Here is a 24,198-nt window from a genome sequence, read left to right as displayed (position 1 = left end):
GGGGCGCTTAATAGCGATCGACGCTGCCAGCAAACATCGGCTCGACTCGAATACTTACCACCCGTGCCGGACGAACGACCATATATTCTCCTTGAATATTTTTGATCGGTACGCTGATGAAATCGTCGGAGGTGGCTTTGGGAACAAGTTCTCCGCTATACCATTTTTGAAAGTCTTGAATAGTGGCAAATCTGACTTCTTCGCGATGACCACCTTCGAGCATGAGATGCACTGCAAATTCGCTGGGTGTTCTAGGCATAAGTGATTACTCCGTAACATGACCCCGTTAGTATGGGCGCGAAGTCTGCGGAAGTAACGGTGAAGATGAGCGGCGACAGATATAGCTAAAACGAAGCGCAAAAACTGTGCCTGCCGCTCCAGCACATTGTTAACCCTCTGGTTGTATAAAATAATCAACTAAATTAAAGGTAATTGAGATTCTGCAACGTACCGAACTGGTTTGGAAAGTTTTCTGACTTTACCAAGCTCTACAGCCCGCTTCAGCCAATCGCGCATCTGCTTCAGATTGGTTGTGAAAAGTTTAGCTAACTCTTTATCGGTATGTTCAGATTCCTGTAGTTTCTCTACTATGGGTAAAAGGACGAATTGTAAGCTGTCATACTTATCAAATTTAAACTCAGCAATCTCAACTAATTCTTTTTCTAAATTTTCGTTTGATCTACCCTCTTCATCGCGTTCTAACTCATGCTTAGAGATACTAAGTAGATCTACGTCTGAACTAGGCTGACTGCCTGATTTAATAAGATCCAGCGATCGCATATAGCTGCCTGGATAATATTCACCACTTGCTACAATTGGACTAATGTCTTGTCCATATAATAAAAAATCTTGAATTGGAAGAGGTTGTACAATAGTTTCAGAAGTGAGTTTTCCACTTGCTATTTGTTCTCTTACTTGCATCAATAAACGTCCAAGCACATTAGCACCAGTAAGAAACTCTTCATCTTCTGGTTTAGCACCCCAGAAATCATCTTTTCTGGAATCCTCAACAATTGGTAAATCGCCTGTTTCAAGTAAAAGCTTGCTAAATTTATCCCAATTCTGAATCAGTTTTACTTGTAAACACCAGCGCATAATCTTTGTTCGGACTATATCCCAATCGGAACGAGAATTATCGCGGTAAGGCTTGCTTTTCATCTTTGCCGTCATCGGACTTCGTTCAGCAATAATTAGACGCTGGACTTCAGGCATGTGGGGAAAACGGCAAGCTTGATACAGCGCTTCAGAGGTCAAAATCTTAACACCGTTAATATTCAAGATATACCCCCCCGCCATGTTAGATAAACCGCCAAATCTCTCAGCAGTTTTGCGGAAGGTAATACATTCCTGCCTATTGTAGGTTCTTGACTCAGGAAGCTTGACCACTGCTACCATTTTCAGACTTCCTCCCCTTCAGGAATAGGTGTAATGTTAACTGTCCGAGGGAAAAGCGGATACCAAGCATTCAATGGATAGGCTTTACCGGGATCACCCCACCATAATGCCAACGGACAGTTATTTGCAATATTACGATATGTTATCAAAATTGCTCCAAAACCTAAAGTCTCTAAATAGTCATATCCGAGCGGTCGCATACTGGTATTTGGACTTCTAGGTAATGAAACAATATATGCACCAGCTTTTAGGAATGCGTCCTCAATGACCTGACGGGAAACAGGTGAGGAAAAAATGCTGCCCTGAGTTGGCATATTATTAGGACGGAACAAAGGCGGTAGAGATCGATTCAGGTTTTGACGACGCTCATTCACTACTTGAATATATTGATCTACAAATTCATCGCCAGAAATTTCACGTGCCCAGAAGCAATCAAATCTCGATGGATTCCAGCGAGAATTATGAAATTCATGCCATTTCCAAAAATGCACAGAAATATTTCGCGATTGTGCTTTCTGCTCAATTGTTCTTTTTGAATAATTGAATCCTTCAGTGTGATGCCCAAAAAATATTATATGCAAAGTCGTTCTGGAAACAGCACTGGACAACCAAGCAGTGATGTCACGTCGAACTCTATTTCCAGAATATAAGCAATCATCAAAATAGATGTACGCAACTGGGTTTCTTCCACAGTCTTCAATTTCAATTCCGTAGATTTTTTGAAGACTTGAATCACAGAGGTTTAGAAGATCGTTTTGGCTACTACCTCTTGTTTGAATTTGTAGGAATTGAACATTGAGTATTGTTTCAGCAGGATTTGCACCAAGTAAGTTTTGAGAAGACAACGCTTTATAAATAAAAGCTTGAGCTTTCTTATGGGAAATATAATAAGTTTTCAGAATACGCTCCATCTGCTCAAGGATCACTATTTGAGCATTCTCATCGAAGTCAAACCTGTGAAACTGGGTCACCCATGTGTCTACATGGTTTGAATTTATAGCAGGAATTTCGCCCTGCCGATAATCAGCAATTATTGTTGCAATGGATTGAAGTAAAGCCTGACGCTGGCTAGTCATACTGATATAAATTGAAACACTGTTCCATATTATTGCCTCTCACAGGTAACCTTGCAGCACTGTCATCACTAATAACTGGAGGAGAGATAACTCATCTTCAGGGAGATTGGGTGAGATGCTGGACGAGTTCGCAAAAGCCGTTTCCTTCGGACAAATTTGTGATGTAGGTCGGTTTATGAGTTAAGCGATCGCTATATTTCAACAAATTCGCGACTCCAACAGAACGCGGGAAATATTGACTATTAAATAAGGTTTCATCATTTGGGCTATCGCCAACGGTGATGATTTGCTCTAGCGAAACTTCTGGAAACTGCCGATGTAAAACTTGCAATAGTCCGTCTGCTTTGTTCTGTCCCATCGGTTTGATGTGACATTGCACGGTGCTATAGGTGAAGCTCCAGCCTTGTGTTTGGCAGAGTTCAGTCATCGTGTCTAGTTCTGATGGGCTGATGCCTTCGATATCAAATGTCCAATCGGTGAGGCGAAATTGGTTGTCACTCGTTTCTTGAATCTTGGGAAATTGAGCTTTTAATAATTCAAAGGTTTCTAATAGTTTCAGCCGATGGTGTTTTAAGTCAGAAATGGGGGTGATGAAACTTTGAGAGTCGCCTTTATAAAATAAACCACCGTTTTCTGCGATCGCACCCGTCACCGGAAAATATGCCGCGATCGCATTGACCCAGCCCGCCGAGCGCCCGGTCACAATCAACACTGAAATGTCAGCCTGCTTCAACGTCTCAAAGGCATTTAGCAGCTTGGGCGTTAACTTATCTGCGATCGTTAACGTGCCATCTAGATCCGTGGCTACCAGCCGGACAGAGGTTAAATTTGTCGCATCAGCGAGAGGAATCAGCGTCATGGGAAGCCCTTTCTAATCTTGCATTAGCTTAAAGCGCAACTGTTCTGTCTAACCTTGAGATCTTTTATTCGTTTCGTCGCAATCGGGGAACTCTTAGAAGCGTGATGAGTTTAGTTAGCGATCGCCAGGTCTCACCCCATGATTTTTGAAGCACTTTTAGCTCAAACTCCTGCCAAAACCGTTAAAACAAAGCCCGCTACTGCCGACGTTCCCAAATCGGAGGGGCAGCCTGTGTGGATGATGGCATCCGGCGGCTTGTTTGTGCTGTTGCTTACCTTGGGACTCGTTTCTTATCTGCAAGCCAGCAAACTCAAGAAACAAGTCAAGTTTGAAACCTTCAAAAATCGAGAACTGCAAAAAAAGCTCAAATATGCGGTCGAAACGATCAGCAAAATGGAGCGCAATCCTGACCTGATCCACTCGCGAGAATTTAATCTTGACTATCTGAGAATGCGGATGTCGGAAGAGGTCTTCCACTTTGCGATCGTCAATCAGATCAAAATTCGCGTGAAAGATAAAATTACGATCGCGCTGCGTCCTGGTCAGGGCACCCCAGGCGGCAACGATATTGGCATTGCCAGCACTGGGCGGCAAGTAGATGAGATCTTTGATGTGATCTACAAAGCGGGAGACACTGAGCAATCGACTCGCGTTTTGTTTCGCATTCAGATCAAAATTCTCAAGCTGCCCACCCAACCAACGTCAGTCACGATCAATCAGATTATCGATTGTTTTGAAACCTTCCTCAGCCCGTCTCACGAAAATGAAACGTGGCAACCTGCCATTCAAGGACGCATCGCCAATATGCGCTGGGATCAAACCGCCAAGCCAACGCCACTGCTGGTCTTGGAACAAACGCAAGAAGGCTCAAATGTTACATTTAGAACCACTCGAATGGCGGGTAAATCTTAGGACTCGATCGACGCGATCGCACCAGCAACCCTTTGCCTTAACTTTAGAGTAGCTCTCCATTGGTCAAACCCTGTAGCCCAGTGAGTTAATACTGAAGCTGAAATAGTGGGTGAATGGGTGAATGGGTGAATGGGTGACATCTTCATCTACCCTCTTACCCATCCACCCCTCTACCCGTTAGGCGTCAGGCGTGGCGTCCTGGGTTGCTTCGATCGATTCTGCGCTGTCTTCCGCGATCGCACCATCTTCCTGCCCGTCGTCAGCAACCGCCTCTTCGGGCTGAGGCTCTGGTTCGGGTTTGGGCGGCACTGGTTTTGGACCTCGCATCAACGCAGGATTCATCGTCTGCCGTGGTTCTTCCTTATCCCCCCGTCTACCCTTGCTCGATCGGTCGTTTCTTCGTTCCGAGCGGTCAGACTCATCCGCAGACCGAGCCTCCGGACTCCGCCGCACGGGTTTAGGCGCAGACGACCTGGGTTCCAACCCCTTAGACTCCCCACTGGGGGAAGGGGGTTCGGTCTGAGGAGCAGCATCGGTCTGAGGAGCGGCTTCTGGGGCGCTCTGAGCCTGCCGCTCTGATTTCTTGATGGGACGTTCTACCATTGCTACGTTTTGTTCTACTCCTTTGGAATCATATCTCGCTTATGGGCAGACAGAACCGATTTTCGCGAGGATTTAAAAACTCAGAATGCCGCGATCGCCATCTAGTCTAACCGTTACACCCACAGGCAGCGCTGCATTCTCGCCATCATGACCAAACGGCAACTTTGACACGATCGGAATATTTAAATCAGACAAGCGATCGCGCAACACCTCGTCTACCGAAAAGCTGGGAAGACTGGCAGGCGGCTCACACTGGCTAAATCGCCCGATCGCAATGCCTCGGATCGAGGTCAATGCCCCGCACGATCGCCATTGCGTCAGCATCCGATCGATGCGGTAAGGAAACTCGGTCACATCTTCGATCGCCAGAATCACATCCGACAAATCGGGTTGCCAAGGGGTGTGCAAGAGGTGAGTTGCGACGGTGAGATTGCCAGGAAGCAGCCGCCCAGTAGCGCACCCACCGCCCCAACCCATACCGCTTAGGGGGCATAGAGGACGCCCCTGAACCAAATCAAACAGTCGCTGTGTTGACCAGTCGGGTTCTGCTGCGATCGTCGTGAGCAACGGCGCATGAACCCCCGCAACGCCTTCTTGAGCATACGCCCACAGCAAACTGGTGATATCCGAAAAGCCAATTAGCCATGTTGGGTTGGCAGGGGGAAACGCCCATTTTTCGAGCAGTCTTGCCCCGCCCCAGCCTCCTCTGGCACAGAGAATTCCGCGACAGTCGGGATCGCTGAGTGCGGTTTCAAGAGCGGCGCGACGGTGATCATCGGTTCCGGCAAGATAGCCCCAGCGATCGCGATATCCGGCTGTAAGTTCCACTCGGTAGCCGCGCTGTCGCCATAGATCAACGCCCTGGTGGAAGGCGTCCATTTCTCGCAGTGCCCCGCTCGGAGCAATCACCCGCAGCAGATCCCCAGGTTGAAGCGGCGACGGAAGCTGACAAAGTTTCATATTTAAGTTGAGGGGGGAGGGGAGAGGGAGAGAGGGGGAGAGAGGGGAGATGTTACCCATGCACTCATGTCCCCATCTACCGCTGATTTCAGCCTTGACAGACTGCTAGCTTAATTTCAAAATCTGAGCAAACCAGGCTTCTAAGCGATCGCCCAACGCTTCTAAAGAATAGTCGGTCTCAGCGTGCTGTCGGCAGGTAGAACGATCAATTAAATCGATGTTTGCGATCGCGCTCACCAAGTCATCCACCCGATCTGGCTCAACCAGCCACCCCGTTTTGCCATCTTGCACAATCTCTGCCGGCCCGCCCCGCCGATAGGCAATCACCGGCACACCGCACGCTAGCGCCTCGATCGCGACGTTGCCAAACGCCTCGACCCAGTGGGGCGTCATCAGCAAAGCACGAGACTCTCCCAACACCTGCTGAAATTGGTCAGTGGGCAAAAAGCCTGCGTATTCCATCGGCGCTGTCGGATAGGTTGCCAAAATCTGCTGCCAATAAACGTGATCCTGAATCACTCCCCAAATTTTGAGCGGAATGTTTGTCTTCTGAACCGCCGCGATCGCATCTTCTAATCCTTTTTCGGGGGCAATCCGCCCGACCCATGCCAAATGCTGTTTGGGCTGAGCGCAAAAGTGATAAGCCGACAGATCAAAGCCGTTCTTGATATTGAAACACCGATCCGAAAATTGAAAGGTCTCAGCCTGCGCCCTGCTATGGACGCCGATCGTGGTGGGAAACTCCTGCGCGACGGTTTCGATGATCTGATCCATCGCATCCGTGAGCGATCCCATGCTGACTAGGTGTGCGATCGCTCGATCAAAAAAAGGCGTTAAATAAAACGGCAACCAATCATAGGCAAAGTTAAACAGCAGATCATACTCGTGCTGCACCTGCCGCGCATAGTTCCACATATTGCCCAACACAGAGTTTTCGGGCAGCGTGATCAGGTCGTTGCGCCCCCCCGTTTGGGCAGTGAGTTGCAGGTTGCCAGGAATCTCGACCAGCGAGATACCGTCTAAGACTGAGCCTTGGGGCGCAACCACGGTGATGCTGTGCCCCCGTCGAAGCAGCGATCGCGCCACGCTTTGTAACGTCAACTCAACGCCGCCCCCCAACCCAGACCCGATCGCCCCCACCGGCGTAGATAGCAATAACACCTTGAGCGATCGCAGATTAGACATGGCAACACCCTCTGTAAACCATTAAATACAGAACACTAAGGTTGGAACATCGCAGCTTGTAGGCAGGGCTGCCACCTTTGCCTCAATCATGCCTTCTCCAACAAGGGATCAAGTTTTCCAGCCCGATCAAGGGCATATAACTCATCGCAGCCACCGATGGGCTGGTCGTTGATGAAAATTTGCGGAACGGTGCGCCGACCCTGGGCGCGAGTTGCCATCTTAACTCTGGCGGCTCCGTCTCCATCAATTTTGTAGTCGGTAAACTTCACGCCTTTCCAGCGCAGCAGCAGTTTGGCACGAATGCAATAGGGGCAGGTTTGCCATGTGTAGATTTCAACGGTTGAGGTGAGGTGAGGAGAGGGTCGTCCTAGGAGAAAATCGAAAAATTGCATGGTGAGCAGCATCCTTTTACACGAGTTTTTCTATGAGAGTTCTTCAACACCAGTTCTTCAACACCAGTTCTTCAACACCAGTCTTTCTACGAAAGTTTAGCGGTGCATTCAAAGATGAGCTTTTGATTTTCGATCGCATAGGGCTGAATTTCTAGCGCCCGTCGGAACGCCTGAATGGCTTCTCGGTATTCGCCCACCGATGCGAGGCACAAACCCAACCCATGCAGCGCCCCAAAATGAACGGGGACAAGCGCGATCGCGTGATGGCAGTCTGCGATCGCTTTTCGATAGTTGCCTTGCACAAAATGCAAGACCGCTCGCCGGTTCCAGGCTTCTGCAAAATCGGGCATCTGCTCGATCACTTCCGAGAGAACCGCCTCCGATTGGTCTGCTTCTCCGGCTTCTAGCAAGACTTGCGCTCGTTGTAAAGTTTGCAACCCTGCCGCCCCTTTCTGACCAAACCAGATCTGCCACAGCGCTTGAGTTGCCTCTGCCCGCACCGCTTCATCGGGGTTTTTGAGGGCTTCAAGTAGGGGAAAAAGCTCCGTGTCGTCCATGATTCGTAGGTTGATGGATTGATAGTTTGCTGAGGGTGAACGAGGAACTGTGGGGATAAACCTTGGAATTGAGGTCTTTACATTTAATACCCTACAGGGTTAGCGCGTGCGTGGATCGAAGGCATCTCGCAAGCCATCGCCTAAAAGGTTGAATGCTAACACAATCAGGGTGATCACGAGTCCGGGAAAGAGGGTTGTCCACGGGGATGAAAGGGAGTAACCGCCCCGAAACGCATCGGCGAGTAAGGTTCCGAGTTCGGGGGTGGGGGGTTGTGCGCCGAGTCCTAAAAATCCGAGTCCGGCTGCTTCTAATGTAGCGGTTCCGAGGGAAAGCGTTGCTTGAACGACCAAGGGGGTGAGGCTGGCTGGCAAAATATGTCGCCAAAGAATGTGCAAAGAGGTTGCCCCTAAAGCTTTTGCGGCTTCGACAAATTCTTGTTCTCGCAGAGATAAAACAACGCTACGAGTGAGGCGAATGTAAATCGGAATTTGCACAACGCCAACGGCAATGATTACGCTTTGAAGACTGGGATTGGTGACGGTAACAATCGCGATCGCGAGCAAAATTGACGGAAACGCCAGCATAATATCGGTAAGCCAGCCAATGACGATTTCCCACCATCCTCGAAAATATCCGGCGACTAAGCCTAAAACCAGCCCAAGGGTGGCTCCAAACCCAACAGAGACCAGGCTAATGAGCAGCGATGTCTGAATGCCATACCAAACCAGGGTAAAGACATCGCGTCCTAAACCATCGGTTCCAAAAAAATGGGTGGGACTAGGAGGCACAAGCCTTGCCAGGTAGTCTCGATCGGTTGCCGGGTTGTATGGGTGGAAGATGGGAGCCGCGATCGCCAGCATCACCAATGCGATCGTTAGAATCAACCCAATTCTGCCCGAAACCGACTGCCAAAATCGCCGGAATGCTCGCTGCTCAGTCCACTTCATGGCAATCATAAGGCTCACAATAAACCGAAAGCGGTGGCTAAGCGATCGATCTGCTGAGCGCTATGGGTTGCCATCACCGTTAGCCGAATTCGGCTGGTCGGCACCGTCGGCGGACGAATCGCAGGCGCAAAAATTCCCTGGTCTTGCAGCGCTTGACTTGCTGCTAGCGCGCTTTTCACCTCTGGAAACTGCACGCACAAAATCGGCGATTGGGAAGGCAACACGGTGAGATGCGCGTGATGATGCAGAGAAGTCTTGAGCCGCGTGACAGCATCCCAAAGCTGCTGGCGGCGCTGTGGCTCTTGCTGCACAATCCGAATCGCTTCTAAGGCAGCCGCCGTATCAGCCGGAGAGAGGGCGGTGGTGTAGATCCAACTGGGGGCGCGATTGCGGAGAAAGTCGATCACGGTAGCTGAGCCTGCAACGTAGCCGCCTAAACTGCCGATCGCTTTGCTGAGCGTGCCCATTTGCACAGGGGCGCTAGAGCGCGAAGTGTCGAGTGCCGATCTACCCCCAAAATGCTCGACACATCCTGCCCCGGTTGCGCCGATAACGCCTGTGGCATGGGCTTCATCAACCAGCACCATGCATTCAAACTGAGCCGCTAGCTCTAAGATTTCGGGCAAGGGGCAGAGGTCGCCATCCATGCTAAATATGCTGTCGGTGAGAATGAGACAGTGCTGGAAATGGGTTCGCTGTTGAGATAGTTTAATTTTTAAGTCTTGAACATTGCAGTGGTCATATTCTAGAACGGATGCGCCACTGACGATCGCGCCATTTCTCAAACTGGAGTGGTTGTATTGATCCGACAGAACCAAATCTCGTTTGCCCACCAGCGTTGCGATCGCGCCCAAGTTTGCCAAATATCCAGAGCTAAAGACGATCGCATCTTCGGTGTGTTTGAGCGAGGCGATGGCGATCTCCAATTCTCGATGGAGGGTACGATGTCCGGTGAGCAGCCGCGACCCGGTGGAGCCTGTGCCATAGGTTTGCAAAGCTGCGATCGCGGCTTGAATCAAGCGATCGTCTCCTGCCAATCCCAAATAGTCATTGCTGGCAAAATTAAGATATCGTCGTCCGTCACACTCAATAGTTGCACCCGGACGACCTGAAATTGCTCTGGTTTGGCGATACCAACCCGCTCGATGGATTGTTTCTAAAGATTGCTCAATCCAGGCGTAAGGGCTGGAAGTCATGCCGTCTCATCCGGTTCGACATCTCGAAGCTCAGCGCTTTTGCCACGAACGGGGGGCAACTTATCAACCAAACCCATCTCAAACGCAACATCGGGCAACTCTCCGGAAATGTAGTGCCCAGGCTGATAGACTCTGCCAGGAGTAAAGCACAGTTGCCGCAGTTGCACAACTTCTTCGGCTAAAAACATGGTGCGAGACATACGACGCTCAATTCCCATTTTGCCAACCTTCTTAAACGCTACTTAAATGCTAATCCCATTTTGCTGCATGTAGCTTAGCAGCCAGTTTGCCATTGTGGCTCGTCTGGTTTTGCGGGGAATCAGTTCGTCAACTTTATAGCCTGAGAAGCCGAGCTTTTCTTTGAGGAGTTGTTTGTGCTCGGCGGGAATCGAGCGGGTAAGTTTTACCGTTGCCGGACGGCTTTCGATAAAGTTGGGCGGTTTGGGATAGGGGTCTCGCCACTCAGCATGGACGGTTGTATTTGCCCAAGATTGGTCGTAGCGATAGCCTAAACATTGCCATACCAGACGATTGACCGTTTCATCGTCGAGGGTGTCATTGAGAATTGCCCAAATCGTATCGGTGGTGAGCGGCGGCAAATCGGACATGGGAGACCTGCGATCGTTGAGGTTTAGTTCAAAGCATAAGACGCCGCGATCAGCTTGATCAATGTCAGAGGTGCAAAGGACTGCATTCAGCCAGATCTGAAATTGGTCTCAAACCTTGGATGTCACAAAGGCAGACAGCCGTTCCATCCCCCGTTCGATCGTGGTCAAATCTGTTGCGTAAGACAACCGAATATGATCATCTGTGCCAAACGCAATTCCGGGAATGGCAGCAACCTGATGGTCGGTCAATAGCTGATCGCAAAAGTCTAGAGATGTCATCCCCACCTTGCTGATGTTGATCAATAAATAAAAGGCACCATCGGGCTTGATGCAGGTTAATCCGGGCATTGCTTTAACCAGATCAACGATGACCTGACGCCGTTCTGCAAACGCTTGCCGCATCTGTTCAACACAGTCTTGAGATCCTTGATATGCTGCGATCGCACCGTATTGAGCAAATGTACACACATTCGAGGTGCTGTGTCCTTGAATCTTGGTCGCCGCTTTAATAATCTCTACCGGAGCCGCTAAATACCCAACTCGCCATCCGGTCATCGAATACGCTTTGGCAAATCCATGACTGATGATCGTGCGATCGAAGACTTCTGGACTCGCGGCTCCAATGCTGAGATGGTCGGCTCCATCATACAGCAGCTTTTCGTAGATTTCGTCTGACACCACGAGAATGTCATTTTCCACAATTACCTGAGCGATCGCGCGAATCTCACCCGGCGTATACACCATGCCTGTAGGATTGGACGGCGAGTTTAAGACAAATAGTTTCGTTTTAGGGGTGATCGCGGCGCGAAGTTGATCCGGCGTAATTTTGTAGTGCGCGGCGGCAGTCGTATTCACCATTACCGGCGTGCCGCCCGCCAGTTTCACCATTTCGGGATAGCTCACCCAAAACGGCACCGGAATGATCACCTCGTCTCCCGGCTCAATCAGCGCCATCATCAAGCCATAGAGCGAATGCTTGCCGCCGTTGGTGACGATAATATTTTCGGCGCTGTAGCAAAGCTGGTTGTCTGTTTGCAGCTTAAGCGCGATCGCATCTCTGAGTTTCGGCTCTCCCGCCGCCGGACCATAGCGAGTTTTTCCCTGTTTCAGCGCCTCTGATGCCGCTTGTTTAATATGATCCGGCGTGTCGAAATCAGGCTCTCCGGCACTAAAGCTACAAACATCAACACCATCGCGCTTCATCGCTTTGGCTTTTGCATCGATCGCAAGCGTTAACGAGGGCGTAACCTGACTGACCCGTGCTGCCAACTTCATATTAAAAAAATAAAGTTTGAGTGAAAAATCGAACCCACAACCTCGCTCACGTCAGCGTGGATTCTAGAGGATTTTACCTCAAACCTTAATTCTTGGCTGCGAAACCTTAACGCTAAATTAACGTCGTCTTCCAACCTATGCGATCGTCACGTTGGGCGAGAGATACACGTCTTGAATCGCCTGGAACAGGTTCACGCCTTCCTCAAACGGGCGTTGAAAGGTTTTACGACCCGAAATTAAGCCAGTTCCGCCTGCACGTTTGTTGATCACCGCCGTCCGGATGGCTTCGGCAAAGTCAGATTTTCCTGACGCACCCCCCGAATTAATTAGCCCCGCCCGTCCGGCATAGCAGTTCAACACTTGGTAGCGCGTCAGATCAATCGGATGATCGCTGGTTAGCTCGGTGTAGATGCGATCGTGGGTTTTGCCGTAGCTTTTACCCGTGGCTTTTTCCACTGCGCCATAGCCGTTGTTATATTCGGGGAGCTTTTGCTTGATAATGTCAGCTTCGATCGTGACCCCCAAGTGATTGGCTTGTCCACTCAAATCGCCAGCGAGGTGATAGTCTTTGTCTTGCTTGAACATCGGGTTTCGCAAATAGCACCAGAGAATCGTCGCCATGCCCAACTCATGAGCGCGGGCAAACGCCCGACTAATTTCTTGAATCTGCCGCGACGAGCTTTCCGAACCGAAATAAATCGTTGCCCCGATCGCCACCGAGCCTAAATTCCACGCTTGCTCGACCGAGGCAAACAAAATTTGGTCGGCTTGGTTGGGGTAGGTCAACAGTTCGTTGTGGTTAATTTTTGTGATAAACGGAATCTTGTGAGCGTATTTGCGAGCTACCGAGCCAAGCACACCAAGGGTCGTTGCCACTGCATTGCACTCTGCTGCGATCGCAAGTTTGATAATATTCTCGCTATCAAAATACAGGGGGTTGGGCGCAAACGATGCCCCCGCAGAGTGTTCGATGCCTTGATCAACCGGCAAAATCGACAGATAGCCCGTATTTGCCAAGCGCCCCGTTGAGTAAAGCTGTTGCAAATTCCGCAGCACTTGAGGAGAGCGATCGCTATGCACAAAAATGCGATCGACAAAATCCGCTCCGGGCAAATGCAGCATCTCTTTCGAGACTTTTGCTTGATAGGTCAGCAAGTCTTCCGCTTCATCGCCCAACCACGCTTCGATCGACTGAGGAGCAGAGAGTGTAGCCGTCATGACAAGATCCTCAAGAGGGTTCCCCCCAAATTTAGCGATTTAGGCGGCATCCTTCATCCGAGTTTCGATAGAGGAACCTAAAAAAAATATGAACATCAAACGGGCGCTAGTGGCGATCGCAGCAGCAGATTTTGAGCGATCGTCGGCGTTTTATCGTCAGATCTTCCAGCGAGAACCTACGGTTTATGCGCCTGGGAGTTACGCAGAATTTCAAGTAGAGGGGCTGCGAGTGGGGCTTTACAACCCCCGTGCCTCTGAAGCGCGATCTCTGCCCTATCCCCTCGTCAGCTTGTGTCTTGAAGTCGAACGGCTAGAGGATGCGATCGCGCACCTGACGTCCCTCGGCTATCCCCCCCCCGGAGCGATTCTTTCCCCATCCCACGGTCGAGAAATCTACGCCTACGACCCCGATGGCAACCGCATCATTTTGTATCAGCCTGCAAAAACTGCGTGACCCGTTGCCAAACCTGCTCTAGCAAATCTGGCGCATCGGCATCAAACCATTCGATCGTCGGATCGACCCGAAACCAAGTGCGCTGACGTTTGGCAAATTGTCGGGTGTGCAACCCGATCAATTGGGTTGCGTGATCTAGCGAAATGTCGCCGCGCAAATACTGCTTCATCTCGCTGTAGCCCAAGGTGCTGAGCAACGGCAAATCTTCACCATACTTCTCACACAGCATTTGCACTTCGGTTTTAAATCCCATGTCAAGCATTTGGGCGGTGCGTTGCTCGATCCGTTGATCTAAGCGGTGCGATTCTAAGCCAATTTGTAAGATTGGATAGGTGGGCGGAGTTTCGCCCTGCTGCTCCGAAATTGGGCGACCCGTCACATAAAAAACTTCTAGCGCTCTTAGCGTTCTGACCTGATCGTTGGCATGAATGCGCCTTGCAGAGACCGGATCAACCTGATGTAATAGCGCGTGGAGGTGAGATTGCCCAAGGGGTTGAAGCTGCGATCGCAACTCTGGTTGAGGCGCAACCCTGGGAATCTTCATGCCCCGCACGATCGACTTGATATACAGCCCCGTGCCCCCCACCAGCAACGGACAGCCTGCCGCGCCCACATCGGGGGTCTTCCTGCGCTCAATCAGGCTGGTTGCCATCTCCTGAAACTCCGCCACCGTCAGTGTTTCTGTGGGTTCACAAAGATCGATCAAATAGTGCGGCACCAGATTTTGCTCTCGCGGGGTCGGTTTTGCCGTTCCGATGTTAAACTCTCGATACACTTGGCGCGAATCTGCACTAATGATGATTGAATGCAAACGCTGAGCCACTGCGATCGCCAGACTAGACTTTCCCGACGCCGTTGCGCCGCAGAGTATAATAAGAGATGGTACAAATGTATGCCTCGCTAAGTCATCTAAACCCTGTGGATCGTTTTCTTCCATTTGAGGCAAAATAGACTGATCGATCCCCATTTCAAACCTCCTACGAAACTGCCTAGAAATCGCTTATAAGCCATTTGTGCTAGAATTTTGATAGATTTTAGTCTTTGAATACTGACGTAAGCTTTAGTTGCCCTAAAAGAGCGCTTCACCTATGACGACGAACTACGGTGCCCAACAGATCCAAGTCCTTGAAGGGCTTGAGCCAGTCCGCAAACGCCCCGGCATGTACATTGGTACAACCGGACCGCGAGGGCTACATCATTTAGTGTACGAGGTTGTCGATAACTCTGTAGACGAAGCCCTCGCCGGATATTGCAAAAATATTGAAGTGTCCCTCAATGCCGATGGCTCAGTCACCGTCACCGATGATGGACGCGGCATCCCGACGGATGTTCACGAGCGCACCGGTAAGTCTGCCCTCGAAACGGTGATGACCATTTTGCACGCAGGCGGTAAGTTTGGCGGCGGCGGCTATAAGGTGTCGGGGGGTCTGCACGGGGTGGGTATTTCTGTGGTAAACGCCCTCTCTGACTGGGTTGAGGCAACGGTCTGGCGCGATGGAAAAATTCACAAGCAACGGTTTGAGCGGGGGGTTTCAGTCGGTGAGCTAACGGTAGCGCCGCTAAGGGAAGCAAAAACGGGTACGTCCATGACGTTTATGCCCGATGCCACCATTTTTACAACGGGAATCGAATTTGACTACACTCTGCTGTCGGGTCGTCTGCGGGAGTTAGCCTACCTCAATGGCGGCGTCACCATCACCTTTATCGACTACCGTTCTGACCTGCTTAAAGACGAAGAGACCCACACCGAAGTCTACTTCTATGAAGGGGGCATTCGCGAGTACATCGCCTACATGAATCGCGACAAGCAACCGTTGCACGAAGAGGTGATTTACGTGCAGGGTGAGCGCAATGGCGTGCAGGTGGAGGTGTCGCTGCAATGGTGTGCAGATGCGTATACCGACAACATTATTGGGTTTGCCAACAACATTCGGACGATCGACGGCGGCACGCATTTAGAAGGGTTGAAGGCAGTTTTGACCCGGACAATGAATGCGATCGCCCGCAAGCGCAACAAGATTAAAGAAAATGAACCCAATCTTGCTGGGGAAAACATTCGCGAAGGGTTGACGGCGGTGATTTCGGTGAAAGTGCCTGATCCAGAGTTTGAGGGGCAGACCAAAACCAAGCTGGGGAATACCGAAGTTCGCGGTATTGTCGATTCTCTCGTGGGCGAAGTGCTCACCGAGTACCTCGAATTCCGCCCTGGCGTTTGCGATTCGATCATCGAGAAAGCCGTGCAGGCGTTCAAGGCGGCAGAGGCGGCAAGACACGCGCGGGAAATGGTGCGTCGCAAGTCGGTCTTAGAGTCTTCAACCCTGCCCGGAAAGTTAGCCGACTGTGCCTCCCGCGATCCGAGTGAGTCTGAGATTTACATCGTAGAAGGGGATTCTGCGGGAGGATCTGCCAAGCAAGGGCGCGATCGCAGGTTCCAAGCGATTCTTCCCCTCCGAGGCAAGATCCTCAACATCGAAAAAACCGACGACGCCAAAATCTACAAAAACACAGAAATTCAAGCCTTGATTACTGCCTTGGGGTTGGGCATCAAAGGTGAAGAATTTGATGCGTCTCAACTGCGCTATCACCGCATTATTATCATGACCGACGCAGACGTAGACGGCGCGCACATTCGGACGCTGCTGCTCACCTTTTTCTATCGCTATCAGCGCATGATGGTGGATCAAGGGTACGTTTACATCGCCTGTCCGCCGCTTTACAAAGTTGAACGGGGGCGCAACCACTACTACTGCTATAGCGAGCGGGATTTGCAGGCGCGGATTGCTGAGTTTCCGGCAAACGCGAGCTACAACATCCAGCGCTTTAAAGGGTTGGGTGAAATGATGCCGCAACAGCTTTGGGATACAACCATGAATCCCGAATCGCGGACGCTAAAGCGGGTAGAGATTGAAGATGCGGCAGAAGCCGATCGCGTCTTTACCGTGCTGATGGGCGATCGCGTTGCCCCTCGTCGAGAGTTTATCGAAACTTACGGCTCGAAGCTTAAACTTGGCGACTTAGATATCTAAGGGCAAAGAATTGACCAGGGGTGGGGTGATGAATCTAGCAGATGCGCGATCGGTGATCAAGCGGAAAGTTTGATTTCGATCGGTAATCTGTTTGCTCTCACCCTTACCCAAGTCTGCTGCAACTTGCTTTGTGTTCTTGCGCCAATACAGACCGCCCAAGGTGCAGGTAAGACGGGTTGTTTTGCCGATGGTAAGGCTTCTATTACAAATTACGAATTACCAATAATAAATTGTCAGCTTATTGTATAAGAGAGTTACCTTCTAGTCAGTCCTCACCCTTGGCGTTGTCCTATTCTGTCCTTGAATACCAGTTTCAAACGATCGGTTCCTTCTCTTTTCAAGGGCATCGCACTGTTTACACCAAGTGGCGATCTGGTGTATTGCATCGATCCGGGCAAGCGAGGGCGCTGGCATCTTAACTTATGCACAGCCCTGCAAGATCTTCTAGAACTGCCTGAACCGCCTCATTTTCTCGTGCCCTGCTACACCGCAACCCTCGATCGCTGGTTTGACGCCAAAACCCAACAGACGCGCACCTTTGCCGAAGCCTACCCACCTGTGTTTCGCTATCGATCGCTGCTCAATGCCGTCTTTGAAACTGACGTTAACTGGCAGATGGCTCCCCCCCCTGAAGGTCTGTGCGACCCGGTCGTGATCGATCAATATCAGCATCAGTTTCCTCAGCTTTGGGAAAATCACGATTTAGTGTTTCGCCTAGAAGCTGAACTTAACTCGCCGCCTGCCTTTGCTCAGCCAAGTCCCCCCCAAATTTTTGCCTCTCCCTACCCTCAAGGCTATGTGTTGCGGTTGTTTGTGTCTGGCTATAGTGCCACAACTCAGCGCATTTTGCAGAACTTGCACGAACTGCTAGAGCAGTCTCTAGAATCGCCTTATACCTTGAAAGTTATTGATATTTTTAAGCATCCAGAGCAAGCAGAATTAGATCAGGTGGCGGCAACGCCGACGTTGGTCAAGGTGTATCCAAAACCGGTGCGCCGGATTGCCGGAAATTTAGAAGATGGCGATCGCATCCTCCATATGCTGGGTGCGCTAGAAGAAAGGGATTAGGGCATGATTGACGAGATTTTAGAACGGGCATTGGCAGGAGAAGACATTGCCTGCGAGGAAGGCGTTGCCCTGCTGCGGCAAACCGATCCCGACTCGCTTGAGCAAATTCGCGTCACCGCCGATCGTCTGCGGCAGCAGCAAGCAGGCGACACCGTGACCTACGTGATCAATCGCAATATTAATTTCACGAATATTTGTGAGCAGCACTGTAGCTTTTGCGCGTTTCGCCGCGATCGCGGCGACGAAGGGGCTTACTGGCTCGATCAGGCTCAGATTCTAGAAAAAGCAACTGATGCGGTGATGCGTCACGCCACCGAGATTTGTATGCAGGGCGGCTTAAACCCAGAAGCAAAGCTGCATCAGTCGTCTCTGGCGTTTTACGTGAGCCTGATTCACACCATTAAGTCAGAATTTCCCCACTTGCACCTCCATGCTTTTTCTCCTCAAGAAATTCAGTTTATTGCGCGAGAAGATCAGCGAACGGTTGTCGATACGATCGCTGCGTTGCGAGACGCAGGGGTAGACTCTATGCCCGGAACTGCCGCAGAAGTGCTAGACGACGAGGTTCGACGGATTCTTTGCCCGGAAAAGTTGGATACGAAAAGTTGGCTAGATGTAGTGCAAACCACGCATCAGCAGGGCATTCCAACTACCAGCACCCTGTTATCTGGGCACATCGAGACCCCAGACCAGCAAATGCAGCATCTAAACTTACTGCGATCGCTTCAACAAACCGCTCAGCAAAACGGCACCTGCGGCATTACCGAGTTCATTTTGCTGCCGTTTGTCGGGCAAGATGCTCCAAAATCTCTGCGTCGCCGTGTGGGTCGCGATCAGCCCGTCCTCTCTGACTCGCTGCTGTTGATGGCAGTCGCTCGCATTTTCTTAGGCAACTGGATTCCTAACCATCAGCCCAGTTGGGTGAAATTAGGTCTCCCAGGAGCACTCGAAGCGCTGCGGTGGGGCTGCAACGACATCGGCGGCACCCTAATGGAAGAACACATCACCACCATGGCAGGCGCGATCGGCGGCACCTGCATGGAGGTCGAAACGTTGCAAACTGCGATCGCTAGCATCGGTAGACCTTACGCCCAACGAGATACCCTCTATCGCCAGATAGCGCCTCAGCCTGCTCTCGGATCAGCGTTACCAGAAGCCGCCACTGCTGTTGCCGTCTTCCCTGCCCCAGGCTAACTCCCATCCTCGGTCAAAATTCTCCGCACAGATCCCTCAGACTTTGCTACAGTGGCATGGCATTACCCTGCACAGTTCCCTTTGCCCATGAACGCCAACCTTAAAAAATCGCCTCGGAACCCTCAGCTATTACTCACGGCTGGAGCCGCTACGCTTCTGGTCGGGGGCGGTGCGATCGCCTATTGGTTTTTTTCTCGTCAGGGTCAACTGAGCGTCATGCCGGTTGGGGCAAACGTGATTCCTCAAGATGCGCTGATGGTGCTTTCTGTAACTACAGAATCTAACCAATGGCGACAGATGCGGGAGTTTGGCACGCAGCGCAGCCAGGCAGCGTTTGAGCAAACTCTTACCCAGTGGCGCGATCGCTTGCTGACTAGCCGAGGGTTAGACTATGGGCGCGACGTGCAGCCGTGGATCGGTAAAGAAGTGACCGTGGCATTTCTGCCGCCGCAAGCTGGCATCGACAACTCCAATCCGGCTCAGCCGAGGGTAACGCCGCAACCGATGATGATGGTGCTGCCCATCTCTGACCCCCTCAAGGCAAAACAGACTCTAGAACAGTCTGCTGTAGCCCAAGGGAAATGGGCAGAGCGGCAATATAAAGGCGTTCAAATTCGCGAAAATCAGGGTGATCCGGCTCAGAGCATGTCGTTTGCAGTGCTCGATGCTCAGGAAATGGTGTTGACCAATCACCCAAAGGCGATCGAAAAAGCGATCGATACCTATAAAGGCGGTGCTGCCCTCACGGGGACGCCCGGTTACGGAGATGCGCTCACGCAGGTCAATGCAGAGCAGCCCTTAGCTCGGTTTTATGTCAATATTCCTGCCGCTGCCAACACCTCAGCCGCAAACTCAACCCGTCCGCTCCCGCCGCAAAGCCTCAGCCAACTCCAGCAAAATCAGGGGTTTGCAGGCACAGCAATCTTAGCCTCAGAGGGCATCCAATTTAAGAGTATTTCTTGGCTTAAACCAGATAGCCAACGGCGCTTTGACACCAGAAACAACGCTAAAATTATGCTAAACCGATTGCCATCGGATACGCTAATGATGGCATCTGGGGGTGACTTAAAGCGATTCTGGCAAGATTATGCTCAAGGAGTTTCAGCCAACCCGATCCGCTTGATTAACCCTGAAGCGCTCAAGCAAGGGATTAAAACCACAGTGGGGCTGGATCTTGAAAAAGATTTCCTCAACTGGATGGAAGGAGAATTTACCTTGGCCTTGGTTCCAGCGCAGCAGGGCGCACCGGCAAGTTTGCCTGCGGGATTGGTGTTTATGGTGAAGACCAACGATCGCCGATCAGCAGAAACCACGTTGAAGCGCCTAGATGAAACGATGGCGGCAAAATACACCTTCAAGGTTGAGGAAGCGAAGGTTGCGGGGCAATCGCTAGTCAATTGGTCGTTACCGACTGCCAATATCAACATCAGTCGGGGTTGGCTAGATGGCGATGTTGCCTTTCTCTCCCTTGGCGCCCCCGTTGCTCAAAACCTTTTGCCAAAGCCGACGAGTGCCTTGGCAGAAAGTGAGATGTTCCGCAAGTCTACGACTTCAGACCTGGCTCAGAACAACGGGCATTTTTTTGTCAACGTCGATCGCTTACTCGAACTGAAGAATTTTCCGCTGTTGCAGTTGCCCATTGCCAACCGTTCGGCGCTAGAAGCGATGAATGCGATCGGGGTAACGGCGTCGGTGACCAGCGATCGCACGGCTCGCTACGATGTCTTCGTCATGCTCAAGAAAACCGATAACTAGACCATTCTTGCCCTGCCCGTAGAATCGATCGGGTTGTTCTTCCTCGACAAGAACCCCTCCACCTATCTGGGCAGATCAGGGCACACAAACTCTTGTTCAACGGCTGCCAGCGTCAGGTCTCGTCGTTCGTTGCTGCGAACCAAGGTCTGCTGTAACCGCAGCGTCGTATTGTTCAACTCTGCGATCGCGGCTGTAAACGCCAGTTGTCCATCTTCAGTGACGCGCAAGACGCGAGGCGCATTTTTATCCACCGTCCAACCCGAAATCCGGTAAGGCTCGACACAAGAGGTTTGCAGCAGCGTCCCACTTGGCAAAAAGACATAAATGCTGCCTGATGCGGGGTTGGAAGGTGCTTGTGTGACTCGCCAAACTCGGCTAAACAGTTGAGTCAAATCTCCATCAGCCGCTGTATTCCCTGGGCTAGAAAGAGGAGGTGCGGTCATGGAAGCCGTAGGGGAGGCGCTCACAGATGCTGACGGCTGTGAACTTCCGGTATCCGGCGATTGAGAGCAGGCAATTAGCCCCATGCCTAACAAACTGAGAATAGGCAAGGATAGACGACGTTTGATCATGACACTTTTTGAATTGGACACGATGCGATCGCGCTTGAGGCATTTAGCTGGATTGCAACAACAGCGATCGCGTCATTCATCATCTCACACGACCTGTGCAATCTCTTGATGCCAGGCACAGAGTTCCACTTGATATTTTTGGAAGTTAGAATCTATGCCTCATCTCTTCTGCCCAGTAGATGACCGGTGAGGCATCAAACGCTTAAAGTCTCTATGTAGAAAATAATTTAAGCTAACTCGATTTGTCTGAACATTCTCAACCACTGGCTATCAACTACGGTTGGCTTGGCAAAATTGCCAGGTTCCTCTCCACCTCGCCCGATGCTTGGCTAGAGACGCTCAGCGCCAACTATCAGTCTCTTTATCGGCAGAGGTCGACCGCAACACAACAGCAAGCTTGGGTAGAATGCGGAGAAATCTTGCGATCGCAACTCTTTGATCTGGTCAGCACTCGCCCTGGTGCTGCCGCTTGGGTGCTGGTTTTCGAGTACGAACTGCCCAACGAAGGCGGTCGCCGCCCTGATGTGGTGATCCTTGGCGCGGGTCACATTCTTGTATTTGAGTTTAAGCAGAAATCGACTCCATCATCGGCAGATATCGACCAAGTGGCAGCCTATGCTCGCGATTTAGCAGAATATCATAGCGCGTCGTCTCACCATCCTGTCACAGCAATTCTAATTCCAACTCGAATGGCAAAAGAGAACCGTTTTCACAACACATCTCATGGCACAGTAGAAGTCATTAATCCAGCAACGATCGCAACATATTTGCATTCACTAAAACAAGCCTGTTCAGAAATCGATGCTAACGCTTGGATTAATGCAGAGTATTCGCCTCTGCCAACGGTAATCCAAGCTGCTCGGCAAATTTTTCACCACCAATCGCTGCCAACCCTCAAAACTGCTCACAGTGCAGGCATTCCACAGCTACTAGCCTATCTCAATCGGTTAGCAAAAACGGCAGAACAGAATAAAGAACGGCATCTAGTGTTGATCACAGGCGTTCCAGGAGCAGGGAAAACATTAGTTGGGTTACAGTTTGTCTACCAAAACCCGTGGCAAACTGATGAGAAACGGAGCGCTATTTTTCTAACCGGAAATGCGCCGTTGCTCACTGTCTTACAGTATGCGCTCAAGAGCAAAGCCTTTGTGCAAGCGGTTCGTAATTTTTACATTCAATACGAAATGCGCCGCCAATCGGCTCCCAAAGAACACATCATTGTGTTTGATGAGGCGCAACGAGCTTGGGATCGCGATCGCATGTCTGAAAAATATGGCATCTCATCGGCAGCAGCCGGTGCCGTCATTGGCATCTGCGATCGCATTCCAGATTGGTGTGTTTTGGTGGGGTTAATTGGTGAAGGTCAGCAAATCCACGTTGGGGAAGAAGATGGTATCGAGCAATGGAATCTAGGATTTGAAGCAATTTCATCCAATTGGCATGTTCATTGCGCTACCAAGCCATCGCAGCTATTTACCGAGATTCCTCCCGATCGCTTGCACCCCAACGATGATCTCAATCTCACAACCTCATTGAGAATTCACCTCGCAAAGCAGGTTCAAAATTGGGTCACTCATGTTCTTTTAGGCGAATTTGATCAAGCTGCAACGATCGCTCCTACCCTACGCGCCGAAGGGTTTGATACCTATCTCACCCGCGATTTAGAGTTTGCAAAATCCTATAGCCGCGATCGCTATCACAATCAATCCGAAAAGCGTTATGGATTTGTTGCATCATCTCGTGCTCGTAATCTTACTCAATACGGCATTCGTAATGATTATATTTCGACGCAAAAGCTGAACGTCGGCGCGTGGTATACCGATCCAGCAGATTCATTGCTTTCCTGCTGTGCATTAAATGGCGTTGTCACAGAATTTAGCTGTCAGGGACTAGAGTTAGATTTTCCGATCGTGAGTTGGGGCAACGATCTCATCTGGCAAGATCAGGCTTGGGTGAGCACAACCAGACAGAGAAATGTCCGCGATCCGCTACGTCTGAGATTAAATAGCTATCGTGTGCTGCTAACTCGTGGGCGGGATGGATTCATCATTTTCGTGCCCCCAGATGCCAAAATGGACAGCACTTTTGAGGCGTTAAAATTAACAGGACTGCAAGTAAATTTGCCAATATCTGAAGAGTTGTTGTGACATTGCTAAATTCAACGCATCCAGCAACACAAATTGATCAAAAGAATGATTCGAGAATGCAGTGAAATCGTTAACACATATTTGTAATGCGATCGCTCTTTATCGGATTGTATTAAAAAATCTATTAAAAAGTTGTTCTGCTGTTTATGCAGCATTAGCAATGGCTAGGAACAAGCTTGATAAACATCTATAGCAAAATTAAAAAACATAGGATTCAATATTTTGTTGAACTATTTTATTTGCGTAAATCAAACAAATATCTATCCGCTATCTATCAGCATAGTGTATTACAATACGCAGTGATCTCGATCACAAGAAATGATGCGCCGGATCACTTTTAATTTGTTCACTTGAAATGCTTTATTTAGTACAATACGCAGTGATCCTGATCACAAGAAATGATGTGCTGGATTACTTTTAATTTATTTTCCCGAAACGCTTTTGCGCTCTTGTCTACAACTTCTCTGATAACTTCATCGCTACATAACTAATTTCGCTAAAACTTAAAAGCTTTGATGAAGTTAGCGAAAGCCCGAAACCTTTACTCTGAAAGCATCGTGCAGAGAGCATAAGGTAAGTTATCGATGGATCTTTAAACTTATGCAAAACGCTAAACAGTTTTTATACCAACTACGAATTGGCATTTACTGAATTAGTGCATTTTTGTCGATTTTTCCGAATTGCTTTCTAACCGACGTGTAGTCACCAGAGAGATGTCGATCTCCTCGCTCGAACAAACGCTTAGGTTGATTACTCTTCGGTTAGGGAACTTGTGTTTGTGTTCTCAAGTCCCAAAAG

24 protein-coding genes are annotated in these 24,198 nt (G+C 50.2%); 7 read left to right on the top strand and 17 right to left on the bottom strand.

The window, feature by feature from the left end; translation table 11 throughout:
* Positions 1-7 precede the first annotated feature (7 nt).
* The 4 genes from GS601_RS00835 to GS601_RS00820 all read right to left on the bottom strand — a co-directional run bounded on the left by GS601_RS00835 (position 8) and on the right by GS601_RS00820 (position 3,330).
* On the bottom strand, positions 8-259 hold the full coding sequence (locus tag GS601_RS00835; RefSeq protein WP_162421251.1) for a hypothetical protein: 252 nt from the start codon (positions 257-259) through the stop codon (positions 8-10).
* Positions 260-417: 158 nt separating this feature from the next.
* On the bottom strand, positions 418-1,395 hold the full coding sequence (locus GS601_RS00830; protein ID WP_162421250.1) for an NADAR family protein: 978 nt from the start codon (positions 1,393-1,395) through the stop codon (positions 418-420).
* Positions 1,396-1,397: 2 nt separating this feature from the next.
* A complete protein-coding gene (locus GS601_RS00825) occupies positions 1,398-2,471 on the bottom strand; it encodes a phosphoribosyltransferase-like protein (RefSeq protein WP_162421249.1) in 1,074 nt (357 codons plus the stop codon).
* A 97-nt stretch (positions 2,472-2,568) separates the two neighbouring features.
* A complete protein-coding gene (locus GS601_RS00820) occupies positions 2,569-3,330 on the bottom strand; it encodes an HAD family hydrolase (RefSeq protein ID WP_162421248.1) in 762 nt (253 codons plus the stop codon).
* 138 nt (positions 3,331-3,468) lie between these two features.
* Between GS601_RS00820 and GS601_RS00815 the strand changes: the two genes are divergently transcribed.
* Positions 3,469-4,242: a hypothetical protein gene (locus GS601_RS00815; RefSeq protein WP_162421247.1), complete on the top strand. Its 774-nt coding sequence runs from the start codon at positions 3,469-3,471 to the stop codon at positions 4,240-4,242.
* Positions 4,243-4,419: 177 nt separating this feature from the next.
* Here the strand turns inward: GS601_RS00815 and GS601_RS00810 are convergent, their stop codons facing one another.
* From GS601_RS00810 to GS601_RS00760, 11 genes are all read right to left on the bottom strand, one after another.
* On the bottom strand, positions 4,420-4,845 hold the full coding sequence (locus tag GS601_RS00810; protein ID WP_162421246.1) for a hypothetical protein: 426 nt from the start codon (positions 4,843-4,845) through the stop codon (positions 4,420-4,422).
* A 72-nt stretch (positions 4,846-4,917) separates the two neighbouring features.
* Positions 4,918-5,805: a S66 peptidase family protein gene (locus tag GS601_RS00805; RefSeq protein ID WP_162421245.1), complete on the bottom strand. Its 888-nt coding sequence runs from the start codon at positions 5,803-5,805 to the stop codon at positions 4,918-4,920.
* 105 nt (positions 5,806-5,910) lie between these two features.
* On the bottom strand, positions 5,911-6,990 hold the full coding sequence (locus GS601_RS00800; RefSeq protein ID WP_162421244.1) for a glycosyltransferase family 4 protein: 1,080 nt from the start codon (positions 6,988-6,990) through the stop codon (positions 5,911-5,913).
* Between the two features lie 86 nt (positions 6,991-7,076).
* The gene (gene grxC, locus GS601_RS00795) at positions 7,077-7,382 is read right to left on the bottom strand and encodes a glutaredoxin 3 (protein WP_162421243.1); all 306 of its coding nucleotides are present in this window, start codon (positions 7,380-7,382) and stop codon (positions 7,077-7,079) included.
* A gap of 86 nt (positions 7,383-7,468) precedes the next feature.
* Entirely contained in the window at positions 7,469-7,939 is a 471-nt protein-coding gene (locus tag GS601_RS00790; RefSeq protein ID WP_162421242.1) for a tetratricopeptide repeat protein, read from the bottom strand.
* 99 nt (positions 7,940-8,038) lie between these two features.
* Positions 8,039-8,887 (bottom strand): ABC transporter permease, encoded by an 849-nt coding sequence (locus tag GS601_RS00785; protein WP_162421241.1) that lies wholly within the window; start codon positions 8,885-8,887, stop codon positions 8,039-8,041.
* A gap of 14 nt (positions 8,888-8,901) precedes the next feature.
* Positions 8,902-10,083, bottom strand: a complete 1,182-nt coding sequence (gene bioF / locus GS601_RS00780) for an 8-amino-7-oxononanoate synthase (RefSeq protein WP_162421240.1) — start codon at positions 10,081-10,083, stop codon at positions 8,902-8,904.
* Positions 10,080-10,283 carry a hypothetical protein gene (locus GS601_RS00775; protein WP_238392875.1) on the bottom strand — a complete coding sequence of 68 codons (204 nt, stop codon included), beginning with the start codon at positions 10,281-10,283 and terminating at the stop codon, positions 10,080-10,082. Before GS601_RS00775 ends, bioF begins: the two co-directional genes overlap by 4 nt.
* Positions 10,284-10,325: 42 nt before the next feature.
* Entirely contained in the window at positions 10,326-10,691 is a 366-nt protein-coding gene (locus GS601_RS00770; protein ID WP_162421238.1) for a DUF1823 family protein, read from the bottom strand.
* 108 nt (positions 10,692-10,799) lie between these two features.
* Positions 10,800-11,966, bottom strand: coding sequence for a pyridoxal phosphate-dependent aminotransferase (locus GS601_RS00765; RefSeq protein WP_162421237.1), 1,167 nt, complete (start codon positions 11,964-11,966; stop codon positions 10,800-10,802).
* A gap of 135 nt (positions 11,967-12,101) precedes the next feature.
* Positions 12,102-13,184 carry a class I fructose-bisphosphate aldolase gene (locus GS601_RS00760; protein ID WP_162421236.1) on the bottom strand — a complete coding sequence of 361 codons (1,083 nt, stop codon included), beginning with the start codon at positions 13,182-13,184 and terminating at the stop codon, positions 12,102-12,104.
* 88 nt (positions 13,185-13,272) lie between these two features.
* Here GS601_RS00760 and GS601_RS00755 point away from each other — a divergent pair, with 88 nt between their 5' ends.
* Positions 13,273-13,638 (top strand): VOC family protein, encoded by a 366-nt coding sequence (locus tag GS601_RS00755; RefSeq protein ID WP_162421235.1) that lies wholly within the window; start codon positions 13,273-13,275, stop codon positions 13,636-13,638.
* Here GS601_RS00755 and miaA read toward each other — a convergent pair.
* Positions 13,607-14,605: a tRNA (adenosine(37)-N6)-dimethylallyltransferase MiaA gene (gene miaA / locus GS601_RS00750; protein WP_338016926.1), complete on the bottom strand. Its 999-nt coding sequence runs from the start codon at positions 14,603-14,605 to the stop codon at positions 13,607-13,609. The genes GS601_RS00755 and miaA overlap by 32 nt on opposite strands.
* A 121-nt stretch (positions 14,606-14,726) precedes the next feature.
* Between miaA and gyrB the strand changes: the two genes are divergently transcribed.
* The 4 genes from gyrB (at position 14,727) to GS601_RS00730 (ending at position 20,681) form a co-directional block, all read left to right on the top strand.
* Entirely contained in the window at positions 14,727-16,664 is a 1,938-nt protein-coding gene (gene gyrB / locus GS601_RS00745; protein WP_162421234.1) for a DNA topoisomerase (ATP-hydrolyzing) subunit B, read from the top strand.
* Positions 16,665-16,964: 300 nt separating this feature from the next.
* Positions 16,965-17,732, top strand: coding sequence for a circadian clock KaiB family protein (locus GS601_RS00740; protein WP_202924762.1), 768 nt, complete (start codon positions 16,965-16,967; stop codon positions 17,730-17,732).
* Between the two features lie 3 nt (positions 17,733-17,735).
* Positions 17,736-18,926: a 7,8-didemethyl-8-hydroxy-5-deazariboflavin synthase subunit CofH gene (gene cofH / locus GS601_RS00735; protein WP_162421233.1), complete on the top strand. Its 1,191-nt coding sequence runs from the start codon at positions 17,736-17,738 to the stop codon at positions 18,924-18,926.
* A gap of 87 nt (positions 18,927-19,013) precedes the next feature.
* Positions 19,014-20,681 carry a DUF3352 domain-containing protein gene (locus tag GS601_RS00730; RefSeq protein WP_162421232.1) on the top strand — a complete coding sequence of 556 codons (1,668 nt, stop codon included), beginning with the start codon at positions 19,014-19,016 and terminating at the stop codon, positions 20,679-20,681.
* Between the two features lie 62 nt (positions 20,682-20,743).
* On the opposite strand, the gene GS601_RS00725 is transcribed toward GS601_RS00730, so the two are convergent.
* On the bottom strand, positions 20,744-21,253 hold the full coding sequence (locus GS601_RS00725; protein ID WP_162421231.1) for a hypothetical protein: 510 nt from the start codon (positions 21,251-21,253) through the stop codon (positions 20,744-20,746).
* 242 nt (positions 21,254-21,495) lie between these two features.
* Between GS601_RS00725 and GS601_RS00720 the strand changes: the two genes are divergently transcribed.
* Entirely contained in the window at positions 21,496-23,400 is a 1,905-nt protein-coding gene (locus tag GS601_RS00720; protein WP_162421230.1) for a DNA/RNA helicase domain-containing protein, read from the top strand.
* The last annotated feature ends 798 nt before the right edge of the window (positions 23,401-24,198 follow it).

Origin of the sequence: Myxacorys almedinensis A (assembly GCF_010091945.1) — a bacterium.
Classification (GTDB): Bacteria; Cyanobacteriota; Cyanobacteriia; order Leptolyngbyales; family Leptolyngbyaceae; genus Myxacorys; species Myxacorys almedinensis.
The sequence above is the reverse complement of the archived record's forward strand: the minus strand, read 5'-3'. Positions and strand labels throughout refer to the sequence as shown.

Excerpts from the sequence above, each read along its gene's own strand:
- GS601_RS00835 (WP_162421251.1), bottom strand. The coding sequence starts at position 259 with ATGCCTAGAACACCCAGCGAATTTGCAGTGCATCTCATGCTCGAAGGT.
- GS601_RS00830 (WP_162421250.1), bottom strand. The coding sequence starts at position 1,395 with ATGGTAGCAGTGGTCAAGCTTCCTGAGTCAAGAACCTACAATAGGCAG.
- GS601_RS00825 (WP_162421249.1), bottom strand. The coding sequence starts at position 2,471 with ATGACTAGCCAGCGTCAGGCTTTACTTCAATCCATTGCAACAATAATT.
- GS601_RS00820 (WP_162421248.1), bottom strand. The coding sequence starts at position 3,330 with ATGACGCTGATTCCTCTCGCTGATGCGACAAATTTAACCTCTGTCCGG.
- GS601_RS00815 (WP_162421247.1), top strand. The coding sequence starts at position 3,469 with ATGATTTTTGAAGCACTTTTAGCTCAAACTCCTGCCAAAACCGTTAAA.
- GS601_RS00810 (WP_162421246.1), bottom strand. The coding sequence starts at position 4,845 with ATGGTAGAACGTCCCATCAAGAAATCAGAGCGGCAGGCTCAGAGCGCC.
- GS601_RS00805 (WP_162421245.1), bottom strand. The coding sequence starts at position 5,805 with ATGAAACTTTGTCAGCTTCCGTCGCCGCTTCAACCTGGGGATCTGCTG.
- GS601_RS00800 (WP_162421244.1), bottom strand. The coding sequence starts at position 6,990 with ATGTCTAATCTGCGATCGCTCAAGGTGTTATTGCTATCTACGCCGGTG.
- grxC (WP_162421243.1), bottom strand. The coding sequence starts at position 7,382 with ATGCAATTTTTCGATTTTCTCCTAGGACGACCCTCTCCTCACCTCACC.
- GS601_RS00790 (WP_162421242.1), bottom strand. The coding sequence starts at position 7,939 with ATGGACGACACGGAGCTTTTTCCCCTACTTGAAGCCCTCAAAAACCCC.
- GS601_RS00785 (WP_162421241.1), bottom strand. The coding sequence starts at position 8,887 with ATGAAGTGGACTGAGCAGCGAGCATTCCGGCGATTTTGGCAGTCGGTT.
- bioF (WP_162421240.1), bottom strand. The coding sequence starts at position 10,083 with ATGACTTCCAGCCCTTACGCCTGGATTGAGCAATCTTTAGAAACAATC.
- GS601_RS00775 (WP_238392875.1), bottom strand. The coding sequence starts at position 10,283 with ATGTCTCGCACCATGTTTTTAGCCGAAGAAGTTGTGCAACTGCGGCAA.
- GS601_RS00770 (WP_162421238.1), bottom strand. The coding sequence starts at position 10,691 with ATGTCCGATTTGCCGCCGCTCACCACCGATACGATTTGGGCAATTCTC.
- GS601_RS00765 (WP_162421237.1), bottom strand. The coding sequence starts at position 11,966 with ATGAAGTTGGCAGCACGGGTCAGTCAGGTTACGCCCTCGTTAACGCTT.
- GS601_RS00760 (WP_162421236.1), bottom strand. The coding sequence starts at position 13,184 with ATGACGGCTACACTCTCTGCTCCTCAGTCGATCGAAGCGTGGTTGGGC.
- GS601_RS00755 (WP_162421235.1), top strand. The coding sequence starts at position 13,273 with ATGAACATCAAACGGGCGCTAGTGGCGATCGCAGCAGCAGATTTTGAG.
- miaA (WP_338016926.1), bottom strand. The coding sequence starts at position 14,605 with ATGGGGATCGATCAGTCTATTTTGCCTCAAATGGAAGAAAACGATCCA.
- gyrB (WP_162421234.1), top strand. The coding sequence starts at position 14,727 with ATGACGACGAACTACGGTGCCCAACAGATCCAAGTCCTTGAAGGGCTT.
- cofH (WP_162421233.1), top strand. The coding sequence starts at position 17,736 with ATGATTGACGAGATTTTAGAACGGGCATTGGCAGGAGAAGACATTGCC.
- GS601_RS00730 (WP_162421232.1), top strand. The coding sequence starts at position 19,014 with ATGAACGCCAACCTTAAAAAATCGCCTCGGAACCCTCAGCTATTACTC.
- GS601_RS00725 (WP_162421231.1), bottom strand. The coding sequence starts at position 21,253 with ATGATCAAACGTCGTCTATCCTTGCCTATTCTCAGTTTGTTAGGCATG.